A 15,625-nucleotide genomic window follows, 5' to 3' on the forward strand; every position below is an offset into this window, starting at 1 on the left:
CCGTTCGGCGGCGGTCGTTCAGAGGCGCCGGGCGAGGGCCGCGAGGAAGTCGACCACGGCCGGCGGACCCGACAGCAACAGGTCCGCCCGCTCGGCCAGTTCCGGTACTTCCGCGCTTCCGCTGCACACCAGCAGACCCGGGATGCCGTCGGGGCCCTCCGTGCGGAGCTTCTCCACCGCGGCGTACGCGGCGAGGTCGCCCAGGTCGTCCCCCGCGTACAGGACGGACTCGGCGTCCATCTCCCGCACGTACTTCGCGAGCGCCACGCCCTTGTCCATGCCGGGCGGACGCAGTTCCAGGACGAGGCGCCCCGGCTCGACGATCAGCCCGTGCCGGGCCGCGAGCTCACCCAGCGGGCCGCGCAGCGCGTCGAAGGCGGCCTGCGGGTCGGCGGCGCGGCGCGTGTGGACGGCGAGCGCCTGCCCCTTCTCCTCGATCCATGTGCCGTGCCAGGAGTCGAACCGGTCCAGCACGCCCGGGAGTTCGGCGCGGACAGCTGCCACACCGGGGTGCGGGGCGGGCGCTCGAACGGTTCCGGAGACGGCGTCCCAGCGTTCGGCACCGTAGTGGCCGAGGACGACGAGGTGGTCGAGGCCCGGGACGCCCGCGAAGCCGCCGTGCCGGACCGCGACGCCGGCCGGGCGGCCGGTGATCACGGCGACGGACGCGACCTTCGGGGCGAGCGCGGCGATGGCCGGGACGGCGCCGGGGTGGGCGCGGGCCTGCTCCGGGTCCGGGACTATGTCGGCGAGGGTGCCGTCGAAGTCGAGGGCGACCACGGCACGATCGGGGCGGGCCAGGATGGCTGCGAGGCCTTCGCGGCCGGCCGGCGTGGTGGGGGTGGGGAGGAGTTGCTCTGGGTTGCTGCCCATGTGCCGAGCCTATCGGGGGTGCCGGAGCGCGGCTACGGCTGCGCCTGCGGCTGGCCTGTTGCCCTGCCCCGACCCTGTCCGAAACCCGCGGCTCCGCCGGACCCCCGCTCCTCGGGCACCGGAGGGCCGGTCCTCAGGTGCGGCACCCCGGCTACCGCCTCCCCCGCCGGGCCTCCCGCACCCGCCGCAGCCGGTTGACCGTCACCGGGTCCTCCTCCAGCGCCCGCCGGTCGTCCAGCAACGCGTTCAGCAACTGGTAGTAGCGCGTCGGCGAGATCCCCAGCCCCTCGCGGATCTCCCGCTCCTTCGCCCCGGGGCCGGGCCACGACCGCCGTTCCACGGCCAGCACCGCACGCTCCCGCTCGGAGAGCCCCGGCTGCGTCGTGTCCGGGGTCTCCGCACCCTGGGCGTCGTTCTCGGAGGCGGTCATATCAGCCAACATAACGCCCGCCCCGCATTGCGCTACTCCGCCTCCTCCGCCGTCGCCGCCCCCCGCGCGATCTCGGCCAGCACACCTGCCGGACTGCCGCCCGGCTGCACCGCCTTGCCGATGTTCTGCTTGATCAGCTCGCTCGTCCGCGCCCACGACGTCTTGCCGACGGGGTAGAACTCCGAGTTCGGCAGCGCCTCCAGGAACTTCCGCAGCGGCTTGTGCTTGGCGTCCGTCTCCATCACCGCGGACGCGCTGTCGGTGACCGGCAGCAGGTCGTACTCGTCGGCGAAGGCCACCACGTTCTTGTCCTCGAACATGTAGTCGAAGAATTTGCCGATGGCTTCGCGGTGGTTGTTCTGCTTGAAGCCCATGATCCAGTCGGCGACGCCCATCGACCCCTCGGTCGGGCCGTTGATCCCGGGCAGCGGCACCATGCCGACCTGGACGCCCTTCTGCTCGGCCTCCTGCATCAGCGTGGGGTGCCCGTTGAGCATCCCCACCTTGCCGCTCGTGAACGCCTCGAACGCCTGCGCCCGGTCCAGCTTTCCGGGCGCCACCGGGCCGACCAGCCCCTTGTCGACCAGATTCGTCTTCAGCCAGTCGAAGGTCTTGACGTTCTCGGGCGAGTCGATGTCGTACGAGCCGACGTCGTCCGTGTAGCCGCCGCCCCCACTGAGCAGCCACATCATGGTCTCGGCCTGGGACTCCTCCTGACCGAGCGGCAGCGCGAACGGGTAGGTGACACCGCGCTGCTTCAGCACCACGGCGTCGTCACGGATGTCGTCCCAGGTCTTCGGGGCGGCCAGGCCGGCCCGGCTGAAGTACTTCTTGTTGTAGAAGAGCAGCCGGGTGCTGGCGACGAACGGCAGTCCGTACTGGGTCTGGTTGTACTGGCCGGCATCGGCCAGCCGCGGCAGGAAGTTCGCCTGCGTGCGGATGGCGAGCATGTCGTCGGCGCTGTAGAGCTTCCCGGCCTTGGCGTAGTCCGCATAGGCACCGATCTGCGCGATGTCCGGGGCCTGCCCCTTCTTCACCATGTCGGCGACCTTGCGGTCGACGTCCTTCCACGAATAGACGTTGACGTCGACCTTGATGCCCTTGTGGGACGCCTCGAAGTTCCTGGCGAGTTCGTCCCAGTACTTCTTGGAGCTGTTCGCCGCGCTGTTGCCGTAGTCGGCCGCGACGAGTTTGAGGGTGACGTCCCCCGCTGCACTGTCGGCGCCACACCCCGACAACGTTGCCGCCATGCCCAGTGCGGCTACCGCCGCGGTCAGTCCCAAGTAGTGCCGCTGCACAGCCAGTCCATCCTCATCGATTCGGTGACCACCCGACCGTCCGGATGAGCTGCGATTTTTACCCATGTCGCCAAGGGCGGTCTACACCAGAGAAGTATCGCTTCTGCAACGTAACCGGACCTGTGTCCGGTTGGTCCGGGGTGTCATTGCACGGGAACGGGACCGGCTGTTAAGTACATCTCGGCACACGGCACTTCGTGGTCCGTACCTTTCCGTGCCCGCTGTTCTGCACCGTCCCGTCGTCACCGTCCCCACGCACCGAGGAGCCGTCCAGCATGTCCCGTACCGCATCAGAGATTGCCACCCAGCCCAGCTGCTGGCGGCGCGCCGCGGAGGCGGGGGCCGAGTTCGACGGACTGCCGCGGCCGGGTGAGCGGGTCGCCGTCACCGGGTGCGGCACCTCCTGGTTCATGGCGATCGCGTACGCGGCGCTGCGCGAGGCGGCCGGGCAGGGCGAGACCGACGCGTTCGCCTCGTCGGAGTTCCCTGCAGGGCGTCCGTACGACCGGGTCGTGGCGATCACCCGCTCCGGCACGACGACGGAGGTCCTCGACCTCCTCGGTGAGCTGCGCGGCAAGGTGGCCACCGTCGCGCTGACCGCCGACCCGAGGACGCCTGTCATGGACGCCGCCGACGCGGTGGCCGTATTGGACTGGGCGGACGAGGAGTCGGTCGTCCAGACCCGGTTCGCCACCACCGCGCTGGCCTTCCTGCGGGCCGGCCTGGAGGCGGCGGGTCCGCTGCCGGCGGGGGTGAAGACGGTCGCCGAGGCAGCGGTCGACGCGGAGCTCGCGGTGACGGAGCCGCTGGCGGAGGCGGTCTTCGCGGCCGAGCAGTGGACATTCCTGGGGCGCGGCTGGACGTACGGGCTGGCCCAGGAGGCCGGGCTCAAGATGCGCGAGGCGGCGGGCGCCTGGACCGAGTCGTACCCGGCGATGGAGTACCGCCACGGACCGATCTCGATCACCGGGCCGAACCGGGTCGCGTGGGTGTTCGGCGCACTGCCCGAGGGGCTCGCGGGCGAGGTCGCGGGGGTCGGCGGCACGCTGGTGGCCCATGCCACGGCCGACCCGATGGCCGATCTGATCCGGGCCCAGCGGCTCGCGGTCGAGATCGCGGAGTCGAAGGGGTACGACCCGGACCACCCGCGCAATCTTTCGCGCAGCGTGATCCTGGCTCCCTGAGCCATCGGCCGCGCCGACCGCCCGTCGTCATTTTGTATGTACGCGCAACAAACAGCGATAGTGGACTAGACCTATCGGGGTCCGGCGGGCGAAACTGTGTCCGTGAAACACGTCATCGCCCTCGATGTGGGCGGCACCGGAATGAAGGCCGCCCTGGTCGGGGCCGACGGCACCCTGCTGCACGAGGCCCGGCGCGCGACCGGCCGGGAGCGCGGACCCGACGCCGTCGTGGAGTCGATCCTCGCCTTCGCCGCGGAGCTGCGCGCCCACGGCGAGGAACGGTTCGGCGAGAGCGCCGCCGCGGCCGGTGTCGCCGTACCCGGCATCGTCGACGCGGAGAACGGGATCGCGGTCTACGCCTCGAACCTCGGCTGGCGCGACGTACCGATGCGGGACAAGCTCGGCGAGCGGCTCGGCGGAGTGCCCGTCGCGCTCGGCCACGACGTCAGGACCGGCGGCCTCGCCGAGGGCCGGATCGGCGCGGGCAAGGGCGCCGACCGCTTCCTCTTCGTGCCGCTGGGCACCGGTATCGCCGGGGCCATCGGCATCGCGGGCACCATCGAGGCGGGGGCGCACGGGTACGCGGGCGAGATCGGGCACGTCGTGGTCCGGCCGGACGGGCCGGACTGCGGCTGCGGACAGCGCGGCTGTCTGGAGACCCTGGCCTCCGCCTCCGCGGTCAGCCGGGCCTGGGCCGCCGCGTCGGGCGACCCGGAGGCCGACGCGGCGGACTGCGCGAAGGCCGTCGAGTCGGGCGATCCCGCGGCCGTACGGGTCTGGCGGAACGCGGTCGACGCGCTCGCCGCCGGGCTGGTCACCGCGCTCACGCTGCTCGACCCGCGCATGCTGATCATCGGTGGCGGGCTCGCCGAGGCGGGGGAAACCTTGTTCGTACCACTCCGTGCGGCCGTCGAGGAACGCGTCACGTTCCAGAAGCTGCCCCACATCGTCCCGGCGGCCCTCGGGGACACCGCCGGATGCCTGGGCGCAGGGCTGCTCGCCTGGGATCTTCTCTCCACGGAGGTATCCGCCTGATGGCCGGACGCGCAGACAGCACGGTCCTCGCAGGGGCCAGGGTGGTTCTTCCCACCGGGACCGTCGAGAACGGGCGGGTGATCGTCGAGGGCACCCGGATCGCCGGCAGTGCGCACGAAGGCGCCCAGACCGTCGATCTGACCGGCCACTGGGTCGTGCCCGGCTTCGTCGACATGCACAACCACGGCGGCGGCGGCGCGTCCTTCACCTCCGGCACCGTGGACGAGGTCCTCACCGGCGTCCGCACCCACCGTGAGCACGGCACCACCACCCTGGTCGCCTCCACCGTCACCGGCGAGATGGACTTCCTCGCCCAGCGGGCCGGCATCCTCTCCGAGCTCGTCGAGCAGGGCGACCTGGCCGGAATCCACTTCGAGGGCCCGTTCATCTCGCCGTGCCGCAAGGGCGCGCACAGCGAGAAGCTGCTGCGCCACCCGGACCCCGCCGAGGTCCGCAAGCTGATGGACGCGGCCCGCGGCACCGCGAAGATGTTCACGCTCGCCACCGAACTGCCGGGCGGCATCGAGTCGGTGCGGCTGCTCGCCGAGCACGGGGTGATCGCCGCGATCGGGCACACGGACGCGACGTACGAGCAGACCGTCGAGGCGATCGACGCGGGCGCCACCGTCGCCACCCACCTGTTCAACGCGATGCCGCCGCTCGCGCACCGCGAGCCCGGCCCGATCGCCGCGCTCCTGGAGGACGAGCGGATCACCGTCGAGCTGATCGACGACGGTACGCACCTGCACCCGGCCGCCCTGGAACTGGCCTACCGCCACGCGGGTGCCGCCCGCGTCGCGCTGATCACGGACGCGATGGACGCGGCCGGCTTCGGTGACGGTCAGTACCAGCTGGGTCCGCTCGCCGTCGAGGTCAAGGAAGGCGTCGCCCGGCTCGTCGAGGGAGGCTCGATCGCGGGCTCCACGCTCACCCTGGACACCGCCTTCCGCCGGGCCGTCACCCTCGACAGGATCCCGGTCGACGACGTCGTGCAGTCCATCTCCGCCAACCCGGCGCGCCTGCTCGGTGTGTACGACAAGGTCGGCTCGCTGGAGCCGGGCAAGGACGCCGACCTGGTGGTCCTGGACGAGGGCTTCACGCTGAAGGGCGTCATGCGCAAGGGCGATTGGGTCATTGAGCCCCATCTTGGGTGATTCAGCCCATTATTGACGACGGGTCGAATACGTAACGAAGAGAAGGCGGTTGGCCCCGAGGTCTGGGCCGACCGCCGTCTCTTTGGCATGATCGCTTCGTAAACAGCAGGGAAAGCGCGTTCTGGCAAGGGATCCGCGCTCCGGCACGGATCGAAGGGGTGACCGAGGTGATCCTCACGGTCACGCTGAACACGGCACTCGACCTGACGTACGGCGTACCGGCGTTGGTCCCGCACACCAGCCACCGCGTCGGCGACATCTCCGAACGCCCCGGCGGCAAGGGCCTCAACGTGGCCAGGGTGCTCTCCGCGCTCGGCCACGAGAGCGTGGTCACCGGCTTCGCCGGAGGCGCCACCGGAGCCGTCCTCCGGGACCTGCTGGCCGGCCTCCCGCCGCGCGACGCACTCGTCACCGTCGCCGGGAACACCCGCCGCACGATCGCCGTCGTCGACGCGTCCACCGGCGACACCACCCAGCTCAACGAGCCGGGCCCGCTCATCACCCCCGGCGAATGGGCCGCCTTCCTCACCACGTACCGGAAGCTGCTCGGCGAAGCGGACGCGGTCGCCCTCTGCGGCAGCCTGCCGCCCGGCATCCACGTCGGCGCGTACGCCGAACTGGTCCGCCTGGCCCGCACCGCCGACGTCCCGGTCCTCCTCGACACCAGCGGCGAACCGCTGCGCCGGGGCATCGCCGCCCGCCCCGACCTGATCAAGCCGAACGCCGACGAACTGGCCCAGCTCACCGGCTCCCGCGAACCGCTGCGCGCCACCCGCGACGCCCGCCGCCGCGGCGCGCACGGCGTCATGGCCTCGCTCGGCGCGGACGGCATGCTCGCCGTCACACCCGACGGCACCTGGCGGGCCGCACCGCCCGCCCGGGTCGCGGGCAACCCGACCGGAGCGGGCGACTCCGCGGTGGCCGGGCTGCTGTCCGGGCTCGTCGAGGGCCTGAACTGGCCGGACCGGCTGCGCAGGGCGGTGGCACTGTCAACGGCGACGGTGCTGGCTCCCGCGGCCGGGGAGTTCGACCGGGTGGCTTACGAGGAGCTGCTGTCGCGCGTCGATGTCGAGGAGTACGCACCGACGACGGCCTGAGCCGCGGTACCGCCCGGCACCATCCAGCACCATCCAGAAGTCTCAGGGGGCAGCATGCCGCTCGTCAGCACCGGTGAACTCGTCTCGGCCGCCCAGGCCGACCGCCGCGGGATCGCCGCCTTCAACGTCATCACGCTGGAACACGCGGAGGCCATCGCCGCGGGCGCGGAGCGCGCCGGGGCGCCCGCCATCCTGCAGATCTCCGAGAACGCCGTGAAGTTCCACGGCGGCCGGCTCTCCGCGATCGCCGCCGCGACGGCCGCCGTCGCCCGTGCGTCCAGCGCGCCGCTCGCCCTCCACCTCGACCACGTCGAGTCCGTCGACCTGCTGCACCAGGCGCACGCGGAGGGATTCGGCTCGGTGATGTTCGACGCCTCGAAGCTCCCGTACGAGGAGAACGTGCAGGCCACGGCCGACGCGGTGGCCTGGGGCCACGAGCGCGGGATCTGGATCGAGGCGGAGCTCGGCAAGGTCGGAGGCAAGGAGGGCGAAGCCCCGCTCGACGCCCACGCCCCCGGCGTCCGCACGGATCCGGCCGAGGCCGCCGCCTATGTCGCGGCGACCGGCGTGGACGCGCTGGCCGTCGCGGTCGGCTCCTCGCACGCCATGACGGAACGCACCGCCGCCCTGGACCACGCCCTGATCGGGCAGCTGCGCGGCGCCGTCACGGTCCCGCTGGTGCTGCACGGTTCCAGCGGCGTCCCGGACGACGAGATCCGCCAGGCGGTCGCCTCCGGCATGCGCAAGATCAATGTGGGCACGGCCCTGAACACGGCCTTCACGGGCGCGGTGCGCGCCTACCTGGCCGAGAACCCGACGGGCGTCGACCCGCGCAAGTACCTCGTCCCGGGCCGTGGGGCGATGGCCGCGACGGTGGCGGGATTCCTGACGCTGATGGGCTGAGGAGCCACGAGGCGGCCGGCACAGAAGAAACTGCCCTACGCCTTCGTCCGAACCGTCGCGGTTCGGACGAAGGCGTAGGGCAGATCGGTTCCGGGAGTGCTCAGCCCTGCGCCGGCGTGACCTCGAGCCAGTCGAGAATCACGTCGCACTGGTTGCCGGTCTCGCACGAGATCTTGATCTCGTTGTCGCCCTGGTTCAAAGTCACCGGCGCCCACGTGGTCTGCCAGTTCTTCTCCCAGTTCGGGTCCGAGGACTTCACGAAGTTCTTCAGACCGATGGGCTGGCTGTTGGCCTTGCCGTTGACCGTCAGCGTGGCGTTGGCGTCCTTGGCCGGGATGGCATACCGCACAGTCAGCCGGTACGACCCGCCCGTCTTCATGGACGCCTTCCAGGTCACCGAGGACCCCGGCTGGTTGAAGCCGGTGACGTACACGCCGTCCGCGCCCTCGGCGCCCTTGATGGTCTTCTCGACGGTGGCCGTGCCACCCAGCTTCAGCGTCGCCGCGTCCTGCTTCGGCAGCTCCACCGGATCTTCGGAGGCCGCGCCGGTGTCCTTCGGCTTCGGGGACTCGTCGGCCTGGCCTGCGGCACCGGCCGAGGTGGCGGCCTCGTTCTTCTTGTCGTCGTTGCCGTCGCCGGTCATCAGCGCGGCACCGATGCCGATGAGCACGACCGCGACGACGGCGACCGCACCGATCAGCAGACCTCTGTTGTTCGGACCGCCCTTGCCGGGGCCACCGGTCCGGCCGTGGCCGCCCTGCGCCGCGACCGGTGCGGTGGGCGCACCACCCGGGTAGGTCTCCGGGGCGGCGTACTGCGCATTCGGCGCGCCGTAGGGAGCCTGCGGCTGACCGTACGGTGCCTGCGGCTGGCCGTACGGCTGCTGCTGCGGCACCTGCTGCCCGTACTGACGCTCGCCGACGGTCCGAACCTGGTTGTACGAGGTCCTCGGCACGCCGGGCTGCGAGACGGGACCCGGGTAGCCGTATCCGCCCTGCCGCGGCGCCTGGGCGCCGGCCGCCTGTCCGTCCTCGTACAGGTAGCCGAACGGATCGTCGTCCTCGGGTGTGTTTGCGCCGTTGTTCCCGGCCGTCATCCCTGGGTCACTCCTCACCATGTCGCCAGCCGTCGCCGAAAATTGCCAGCCGTGGCCGACCGGCCGAGCCTACCTCGAACGGAGCACACCACGAATTGCCGGTGGCCTCCGGGGTCACTCACGGACCGTGGCCGGGGTACGACGACGGATGCCGGAACGGACCTGTCGTGAACGTCAGCCGGCCCTGCGGTGAACCTTCGACCGGGACCGTTTTTCCACGTACATCCGCTGGTCGGCGGAGCGCAGCACCTCTTCGACGGTCATGCCGCAGCCGGCCCAGCCGATCCCGAAGCTCGCCCCGACCCGCACCGCGCGACCATCCACCCGAATGGGCGGAATGATGGCGTTTCGTAGACGCACCGCCAGATCCGCGGCATCTGCGGCACCGAGTCCGTCCGCGAGGACGACGAATTCGTCACCCCCGAGCCGTGCGACGGTGTCGCCGTCGCGCACACAGGTGGTGAGCCGGCGGGCGACCTCGATCAGGACGGCGTCACCGGTGTGGTGCCCGAAGCGGTCGTTGATCGACTTGAAGCCGTCGAGGTCGCAGAAGAGGACGGCGAGCCCCTTCGCCCCGTCGTCGCTCTCGTCGTCGGGTGCCACCGCGTGCACATGGTGGTCGTACGGGCCGCCGGCCACCGCGTCGGCCTCGAAGCCGTCGGCACGGAAGCCGTGCACGCGGCCCTCCGCGTCCTCGACGTCGCCGTACGCCGCGTCCAGCGCCTCCACGGCGGTGGTGGTGGACGCCGCGTGCGGACGCTCGCAGAGCCGGGCACTGAGCCGCGCGCGCAGCTCGGCACTGTTGGGCAGTCCGGTCAGCGCGTCGTGCGACGCGCGGTGCGCCAGATGCAGCTCGTGGCGCTTGCGCTCCTCTATGTCCTCCACGTGGGTGAGGAGGAAGCGCGGGCCGTCGGCGGTGTCCGCGACGACGGAATTGCGCAGCGACACCCAGAGGTACGAGCCGTCCCGGCGCCCGAGCCGCAGCTCGGCGCGGCCGCCCTCGGCGGACGTCCGCAGCAGGGTGCCGACGTCCTCGGGATGGACCAGCTCGGCGAAGGAGTAGCGGCGCAGCACGGAGGCGGGGCGGCCGAGCAGCCGGCACAGGGCGTCGTTGGTGCGCAGCAGTCTGCCGTGCTGGTCCCCGCCCATCTCGGCGATGGCCATGCCGCTGGGGGCGTACTCGAAGGCCTGGCGGAACGACTCCTCGCTGGCCCTCAGCGCCTGCTGCTCGCGTTCGAGCCGGACCAGGGCGCGCTGCATGTTTGCTCGGAGCCGGGCGTTACTGATCGCAATGGCCGCCTGCGACGCGTACATCTGGAGAGCCTCGCGGCCCCACGCGCCGGGACGGCGGCCGTTGCGCGGGCGGTCGACGGAGATCACGCCGAGGAGGTCCTGGCCGCCCCCGGACGCGTACATCGGGGCGTAGAGCCTGTCCTGCGGGTGCCACTCGTCCTCGAAGCGGGGCTCGGGGCCCTCGGTGTGCCACTGCGGTACGTCGTCGTCGAGGAGGACCCAGCCGTCGGTGTGCGGTATGAAGCGGAGGCCGTCCCAGCACTCACCCATGACCAGACGGCGGTCCCACGAGGTGCGGGAGCCGACGCGGCCGGTGATCAGGGCTTCGGCGGCGGAGTTGCCCGCGAAGGCGGCGACGACGAGATCACCGTCGGGGCGGACGAGGTTGACGCAGGCCAGCTCGTATCCGAGACCGGCGACGATTCCGTCGGCCACGGCCTGCAGTGTGTCGGCCAGGCTCCGCGCCGTATTGAGATCGGCGACGGCCTGATGCAGCTGCCGCATCGTCGCCAGGCGGACGTACGGCTCCGACTCGGCCTCCATTGCTCGCACTCCCCGAGACCTCGACAGCACTCCAGGTTTCATATCGACGTACTTGTTCGCAGTGTCACCGCCACTGAATCACAGTGAGCTGTGCACCCGGTACACAGGGTCAACAAATATTGCGCTCTGTGACTCAAGTCACAACAGATGATGAAGGGTTGTGAGCAGCCCACCGAGCCGGCCCGTCCGTTTCTTGAACGCAAATCCGTACGTTGCAGTACGTTGCACCGCGCTCCCGGCACGCCCCGTCAGCCCGGAGTCCTAGGACCCCTCTGGTCCCCTGGCCCGATGCGGCGGCCCGCGCCCGCGGCTAGCGTGCCCGTTGTGTTGCAGACGAAGCCCCCCACCCCCCGGTCCGAGCCCATCCCCCATGCTGAGGGGGTGAGCAACGACGAGTTCCGCGGCGCCCTCGCCCGGCTGGCCGCCGGCGTGGTCCTGATCACCGCCCAGGAGCCGCCGCTCGACGAGGACGGGCGCGGCGAGGACGTCGGCATGACGGCGACCGCCTTCATGTCCGTGTCGCTGGACCCGCCGCTCGTCCTGGTGAGCCTGCGCAACGGCTCCCGGATGGACGACCTGCTCGACGAACAGCCGCTGTGGGCGGTCTCCGTGCTGTCGGAGAGCCAGCGGCACGTCGCGGGACGGTTCGCGATGAAGGGCCGGATCAGCGACCGGCTGCTGTTCGAGGACATCCCCTACGTACGGGGAGAGGTGTCGAGCGCACCGCTGATCGGCGGGGCCCTCGCCACCCTGGAGTGCCGCACGGAGCAGCGGGTGCCCGCGGGCGACCACACACTGGTGATCGGACGGGTGCTGAGCGCCGCACTGCCGAGCGCGGACGGCGGGCCGCTGACGTACTTCCGGGGGCGCTACCGGCAGCTGGGCTGAACCCCGGCGTCCGGGTTCACCAATCGCGGCCGGAGCGGCCGCGCTTCGTGTCGCCGCGCTGCTTCTTCTCGCGCAGCCGGCGTTCGTTGATCCCGCGCGGGATCCTGGTCTTGCGGCGCGGCTTGGGGGGCGGCGCCGTGGCTTCGGCCAGCAGGGAGGCGAGGCGGACGAGGGCGGTCTCGCGGTTGCGCCACTGCGACCGGTGCTCCGACGCCCGCACCGTGACCACGCCGCCCACCAGCCGGCTCTCCAGCCGCTGGAGCGCCCGGTCCTTCCACACCTCGGGAAGCGCGTCGGTCGCCGCGAGGTCGAAGCGGAGCTCCACCTGGGAGTCACTGGTGTTGACGTGCTGACCGCCGGGCCCGGAGGACCGCGAGAAACGCCACATGAGCTCGGCCTCCGGCAGGGAGACCGAACCGCGGATGACATAGGGCCCGGACATGACACCCATGTTCCCTGGCCGCCGCACCTCCCGTCACCTCCTTTTGCCGCATCCGCTCACCCGTTCGGCCGACAGTTCGGTAAAGAAAGTAAAGGGAGCAGGAACCTCCCGGTCCTCTGCCTGCGTTATGACGTGTGACGGTAGCTTCGTGATGGCACGAAGCCCGCACACGACGATGAAAGGGACTTCCCATGGCAGTAAGCCTGTCCAAGGGCGGCAACGTCTCGCTCACCAAGGAGGCCCCGGGCCTGACCGCCGTCACGGTCGGCCTCGGCTGGGACGTCCGTACCACCACCGGCACCGACTTCGACCTCGACGCCTCTGCGATCGCGGTCAACCCGGGCGGGAAGGTCGTCTCCGACGGCCACTTCGTCTTCTTCAACAACAAGTCGACCCCGGACCAGACCATCGTCCACACCGGTGACAACGTCACGGGCGCGGGCGAGGGTGACGACGAGCAGATCAACGTCAACCTGGCGGGCCTGCCGGTCGACGTCGACAAGATCGTCTTCCCGGTCTCCATCTACGACGCCGAGACCCGCAGCCAGAACTTCGGCCAGGTGCGCAACGCGTTCATCCGCATCATCAACCAGGCCGGCGGCGCCGAGATCGCCCGCTACGACCTGAGCGAGGACGCCGCCACCGAGACCGCGATGGTCTTCGGCGAGCTGTACCGCAACGGCGCGGAGTGGAAGTTCCGCGCCGTGGGCCAGGGCTACGCCTCGGGCCTGCGCGGCATCGCCCAGGACTTCGGCGTCAACCTCTGACGCAATAGGTCTCATGGCCTGACCTGACGGACGGGAGCCTCCGGTCGATTCCTTCGGCCGGGGGCTCCCGTGCGTCATGCCGTCGGACGGCCACGCCCGACCGCATGACGCACGACGGACGCTCACGTCTGCCATGCCGTCAGAAGGCCGCGTACGAGCGCATGGCACACGACGGACGACTCATGACCTCACCGACGGAACGGGCCCGGTCGAACAGTTGACGCGCCCGTCCGACTCGGCGCGTCGTCCGGCCGTTCCACGACGGCCTCCCCGCAAGTTGCCGCCCTACGGGTGGCTGCGCGCGGCGCCGACGCACGACGGCGGCGCGCGCCCGCATAGGCTGCGCCGCGTGATCATCGAACCGCTGCTGCCGGTGACCGGTGCGCTTCCCGGCCCGCTGCTCGCCGAACTCACCGCGCTCTACGCGTCCGATCCGACGTTCCAGCAGATCAGCGGCGACTTCCCGGACCCCCACGACATCCGGCCGGAACAGGTCGCGGCCTCGCTCGCCGAGGAGCTGGCGAACCCCGACACCGAGGTGCTGCTCGCTCGGTCGCAGGGGCGGCTGGTCGGCGTGGCCATCACCCTCGCGCACCATCCGGACCCGGCCGACCCCGACCCGTGGATCGGACTGCTCATGATCGACGCACGGCAGCACCGCTCCGGTTACGGACGACAGCTGGCCGGGCTCGTCGAGGAGCGGTTCCGGGCCGCCGGGCGGGACGGAATCCGGCTGGCCGTCCTGGACGACAACCCCGAGGCGCTCGCCTTCTGGACAGCGCTCGGCTACGAGGTCATCGGCCACCGGCCCGACCGTCAACTGGGCCGCCCCTGCGCGGTGTTGCACAAGCCGTTGAAGCCTGCCGAATAACGGACACGAAAGCATCCCAGTCGGACAAGAAGTGGTCAAAAGAATGTGAGGCAATTGTCAGCACACCGTCAAACTCGGTCATGCGGTGGCACGCTCTCCGCTCGTAACCCCCCACGGAACGAACAACGGAGAACGCATGACCCCCCACATGAACACCCGTCGCGCCGCAGCCCTGGCCGCCGTGGCCGCGATGGTCGTCGTCGGCGTGCAGTCCGGTGCGGCGACCGCGGCCCCGGGCAACGGCCGCGACGGCGCCTCCGCCACCCGTACCACCGGCACGTCCGGCGCGAGGACCGCGATCGACCCGAACACCGCCTCGAAGCGGACCGCCGCGATCAAGTCGGCCCAGTCGGACGCCTCTTCGACGGCCGACGCGCTCGGGCTCGGCAGCCAGGAGAAGCTGATCGTCCGCGATGTGATCAAGGACGCCGACGGCACCGTCCACACCCGATACGAGCGCACCTACGCCGGACTGCCGGTCCTCGGCGGCGACCTCGTCACCCACACCACCGGCAGCGGGAAGCTCAAGAGCGTCACCAGGGCGACCGACGCCCGGATAACGGTGCCGTCCACGACCCCCAAGGTGAAGACCGCGGCGAGCGCGCGCAAGGTGATCTGGGCGGGCGGCGGCAAGCCGGTCCTCGCCTTCGAGACGGTGAGGACCGGCGTGCAGAAGGACGGCACGCCCAGCAGGCGTCACCTCATCACGGACGCCGTCACCGGCAGGACGCTGCACAGCTACGAGGCGATCGAGACCGGCGTCGGCAACAGCCAGTACAGCGGCAAGGTCACCCTGTCGACCACCGCGAGCGGCTCCGGCTTCGAGCTGACCGACGGCGACCGCGGCGGCCACAAGACGTACGACCTGAACCAGGGCGAGAGCGGCACCGGCGCGCTCGTCACCGACGACGACGACACCTGGGGCGACGGCACCGGCGGCGACCGGCAGACCGCCGCGGTCGACGCCCACTACGGCGCCGCCATGACCTGGGACTTCTACAAGTCCGCGCTGGGCCGCGACGGCATCGCGGGCGACGGCAAGGCCGCCTACTCCCGGGTCCACTACGGCAACGCGTACGTCAACGCGTTCTGGGACGACAGCTGCTTCTGCATGACGTACGGCGACGGCGCCGACGACAAGAGCGCGCTCACCAGCCTCGACGTCGCGGGCCACGAGATGAGCCACGGCCTGACCGCGGCGACGGCCAAGCTCGACTACGCAGGCGAGTCCGGCGGCCTCAACGAGGCGACCAGCGACATCCTCGGCACCTCGGTCGAGTTCTTCGCCGACAGCAGCAGCGACGCCGGCGACTACCTCATCGGCGAGAAGATCGACATCAACGGCGACGGCACCCCGCTGCGCTACATGGACAAGCCGAGCAAGGACGGCGGTTCGGCGGACTACTGGAGCGCCGGCGTCGGCGACCTCGACGTCCACTACTCCTCCGGCGTCGCCAACCACTTCTTCTACCTGCTGTCCGAGGGCAGCGGCCCGAAGACCATCAACGGGGTGGACTACGACTCGCCGACCGCCGACGGCTCGACCGTCACCGGCATCGGCCGGGACAAGGCGGTCCAGATCTGGTACAAGGCGCTCTCCGCGTACATGACCTCGTCCACCGACTACGCGGCCGCGCGCACGGCCACGGAGAAGGCGGCGACCGACCTGTACGGGGCGGGCAGCCCGGAACTCGCGGCCGTGGACGCCGCCTGGTCGGGCGTCAACGTGAAGTAGTTCCCGGCGGGTTCCC

15 protein-coding genes are annotated in these 15,625 nt (G+C 71.0%); 9 read left to right on the forward strand and 6 right to left on the reverse strand.

Annotation, left to right across the window (positions count from 1 at the left end):
• Positions 1 to 18: 18 nt before the first annotated feature.
• From otsB to ACFYP5_RS37250, 3 genes are all read right to left on the reverse strand, one after another.
• Entirely contained in the window at positions 19 to 873 is an 855-nt protein-coding gene (gene otsB, locus ACFYP5_RS37240; protein WP_389044209.1) for a trehalose-phosphatase, read from the reverse strand.
• 151 nt (positions 874 to 1,024) lie between these two features.
• Complete coding sequence (locus tag ACFYP5_RS37245) at positions 1,025 to 1,303, reverse strand: DUF3263 domain-containing protein (RefSeq protein ID WP_389044211.1); 279 nt, start codon at positions 1,301 to 1,303, stop codon at positions 1,025 to 1,027.
• 32 nt (positions 1,304 to 1,335) lie between these two features.
• Positions 1,336 to 2,553, reverse strand: coding sequence for an ABC transporter substrate-binding protein (locus tag ACFYP5_RS37250; protein ID WP_389044253.1), 1,218 nt, complete (start codon positions 2,551 to 2,553; stop codon positions 1,336 to 1,338).
• A 323-nt stretch (positions 2,554 to 2,876) separates the two neighbouring features.
• Here ACFYP5_RS37250 and ACFYP5_RS37255 point away from each other — a divergent pair, with 323 nt between their 5' ends.
• The 5 genes from ACFYP5_RS37255 to ACFYP5_RS37275 all read left to right on the forward strand — a co-directional run bounded on the left by ACFYP5_RS37255 (position 2,877) and on the right by ACFYP5_RS37275 (position 7,974).
• Positions 2,877 to 3,785 (forward strand): SIS domain-containing protein, encoded by a 909-nt coding sequence (locus ACFYP5_RS37255; RefSeq protein WP_389044213.1) that lies wholly within the window; start codon positions 2,877 to 2,879, stop codon positions 3,783 to 3,785.
• A gap of 102 nt (positions 3,786 to 3,887) precedes the next feature.
• Positions 3,888 to 4,820: an ROK family protein gene (locus ACFYP5_RS37260; RefSeq protein WP_389044216.1), complete on the forward strand. Its 933-nt coding sequence runs from the start codon at positions 3,888 to 3,890 to the stop codon at positions 4,818 to 4,820.
• Positions 4,820 to 5,974 carry an N-acetylglucosamine-6-phosphate deacetylase gene (nagA, locus tag ACFYP5_RS37265; RefSeq protein ID WP_389044218.1) on the forward strand — a complete coding sequence of 385 codons (1,155 nt, stop codon included), beginning with the start codon at positions 4,820 to 4,822 and terminating at the stop codon, positions 5,972 to 5,974. The genes ACFYP5_RS37260 and nagA overlap by 1 nt, the downstream gene beginning before the upstream one ends.
• 167 nt (positions 5,975 to 6,141) lie before the next feature.
• Positions 6,142 to 7,071 (forward strand): 1-phosphofructokinase family hexose kinase, encoded by a 930-nt coding sequence (locus ACFYP5_RS37270; RefSeq protein ID WP_389044255.1) that lies wholly within the window; start codon positions 6,142 to 6,144, stop codon positions 7,069 to 7,071.
• Positions 7,072 to 7,125: 54 nt separating this feature from the next.
• The gene (locus ACFYP5_RS37275) at positions 7,126 to 7,974 is read left to right on the forward strand and encodes a ketose-bisphosphate aldolase (protein ID WP_389044220.1); all 849 of its coding nucleotides are present in this window, start codon (positions 7,126 to 7,128) and stop codon (positions 7,972 to 7,974) included.
• Between the two features lie 100 nt (positions 7,975 to 8,074).
• Here ACFYP5_RS37275 and ACFYP5_RS37280 read toward each other — a convergent pair whose 3' ends face one another.
• Both ACFYP5_RS37280 and cdgB read right to left on the reverse strand, forming a co-directional pair.
• Positions 8,075 to 9,070, reverse strand: a complete 996-nt coding sequence (locus ACFYP5_RS37280) for a CBM35 domain-containing protein (protein ID WP_389044223.1) — start codon at positions 9,068 to 9,070, stop codon at positions 8,075 to 8,077.
• A gap of 174 nt (positions 9,071 to 9,244) precedes the next feature.
• Positions 9,245 to 10,906, reverse strand: coding sequence for a diguanylate cyclase CdgB (gene cdgB / locus ACFYP5_RS37285; protein ID WP_389044225.1), 1,662 nt, complete (start codon positions 10,904 to 10,906; stop codon positions 9,245 to 9,247).
• Between the two features lie 381 nt (positions 10,907 to 11,287).
• Here cdgB and ACFYP5_RS37290 point away from each other — a divergent pair, with 381 nt between their 5' ends.
• The gene (locus ACFYP5_RS37290) at positions 11,288 to 11,794 is read left to right on the forward strand and encodes a flavin reductase family protein (protein ID WP_389044227.1); all 507 of its coding nucleotides are present in this window, start codon (positions 11,288 to 11,290) and stop codon (positions 11,792 to 11,794) included.
• Positions 11,795 to 11,810: 16 nt separating this feature from the next.
• Here the strand turns inward: ACFYP5_RS37290 and arfB are convergent, their stop codons facing one another.
• Entirely contained in the window at positions 11,811 to 12,236 is a 426-nt protein-coding gene (gene arfB, locus ACFYP5_RS37295) for an alternative ribosome rescue aminoacyl-tRNA hydrolase ArfB (RefSeq protein ID WP_030979457.1), read from the reverse strand.
• Positions 12,237 to 12,427: 191 nt separating this feature from the next.
• Here arfB and ACFYP5_RS37300 point away from each other — a divergent pair, with 191 nt between their 5' ends.
• The 3 genes from ACFYP5_RS37300 (at position 12,428) to ACFYP5_RS37310 (ending at position 15,609) form a co-directional block, all read left to right on the forward strand.
• A complete protein-coding gene (locus ACFYP5_RS37300; RefSeq protein WP_389044229.1) occupies positions 12,428 to 13,003 on the forward strand; it encodes a TerD family protein in 576 nt (191 codons plus the stop codon).
• 349 nt (positions 13,004 to 13,352) lie between these two features.
• On the forward strand, positions 13,353 to 13,874 hold the full coding sequence (locus ACFYP5_RS37305) for a GNAT family N-acetyltransferase (protein WP_389044230.1): 522 nt from the start codon (positions 13,353 to 13,355) through the stop codon (positions 13,872 to 13,874).
• Between the two features lie 136 nt (positions 13,875 to 14,010).
• On the forward strand, positions 14,011 to 15,609 hold the full coding sequence (locus ACFYP5_RS37310) for a M4 family metallopeptidase (RefSeq protein ID WP_389044231.1): 1,599 nt from the start codon (positions 14,011 to 14,013) through the stop codon (positions 15,607 to 15,609).
• Positions 15,610 to 15,625 lie beyond the last annotated feature (16 nt).

This window comes from Streptomyces sp. NPDC005262 (assembly GCF_042872425.1).
GTDB lineage: Bacteria > Actinomycetota > Actinomycetes > Streptomycetales > Streptomycetaceae > Streptomyces.

Coding starts and splice junctions, on each gene's coding strand:
- ACFYP5_RS37280 (WP_389044223.1), bottom strand. CDS start 9,070: ATGACGGCCGGGAACAACGGCGCAAACACACCCGAGGACGACGATCCG.
- otsB (WP_389044209.1), bottom strand. CDS start 873: ATGGGCAGCAACCCAGAGCAACTCCTCCCCACCCCCACCACGCCGGCC.
- ACFYP5_RS37310 (WP_389044231.1), top strand. CDS start 14,011: ATGACCCCCCACATGAACACCCGTCGCGCCGCAGCCCTGGCCGCCGTG.
- nagA (WP_389044218.1), top strand. CDS start 4,820: ATGGCCGGACGCGCAGACAGCACGGTCCTCGCAGGGGCCAGGGTGGTT.
- ACFYP5_RS37255 (WP_389044213.1), top strand. CDS start 2,877: ATGTCCCGTACCGCATCAGAGATTGCCACCCAGCCCAGCTGCTGGCGG.
- ACFYP5_RS37250 (WP_389044253.1), bottom strand. CDS start 2,553: ATGGCGGCAACGTTGTCGGGGTGTGGCGCCGACAGTGCAGCGGGGGAC.
- cdgB (WP_389044225.1), bottom strand. CDS start 10,906: ATGGAGGCCGAGTCGGAGCCGTACGTCCGCCTGGCGACGATGCGGCAG.
- ACFYP5_RS37245 (WP_389044211.1), bottom strand. CDS start 1,303: ATGACCGCCTCCGAGAACGACGCCCAGGGTGCGGAGACCCCGGACACG.
- arfB (WP_030979457.1), bottom strand. CDS start 12,236: ATGTCCGGGCCCTATGTCATCCGCGGTTCGGTCTCCCTGCCGGAGGCC.
- ACFYP5_RS37300 (WP_389044229.1), top strand. CDS start 12,428: ATGGCAGTAAGCCTGTCCAAGGGCGGCAACGTCTCGCTCACCAAGGAG.
- ACFYP5_RS37275 (WP_389044220.1), top strand. CDS start 7,126: ATGCCGCTCGTCAGCACCGGTGAACTCGTCTCGGCCGCCCAGGCCGAC.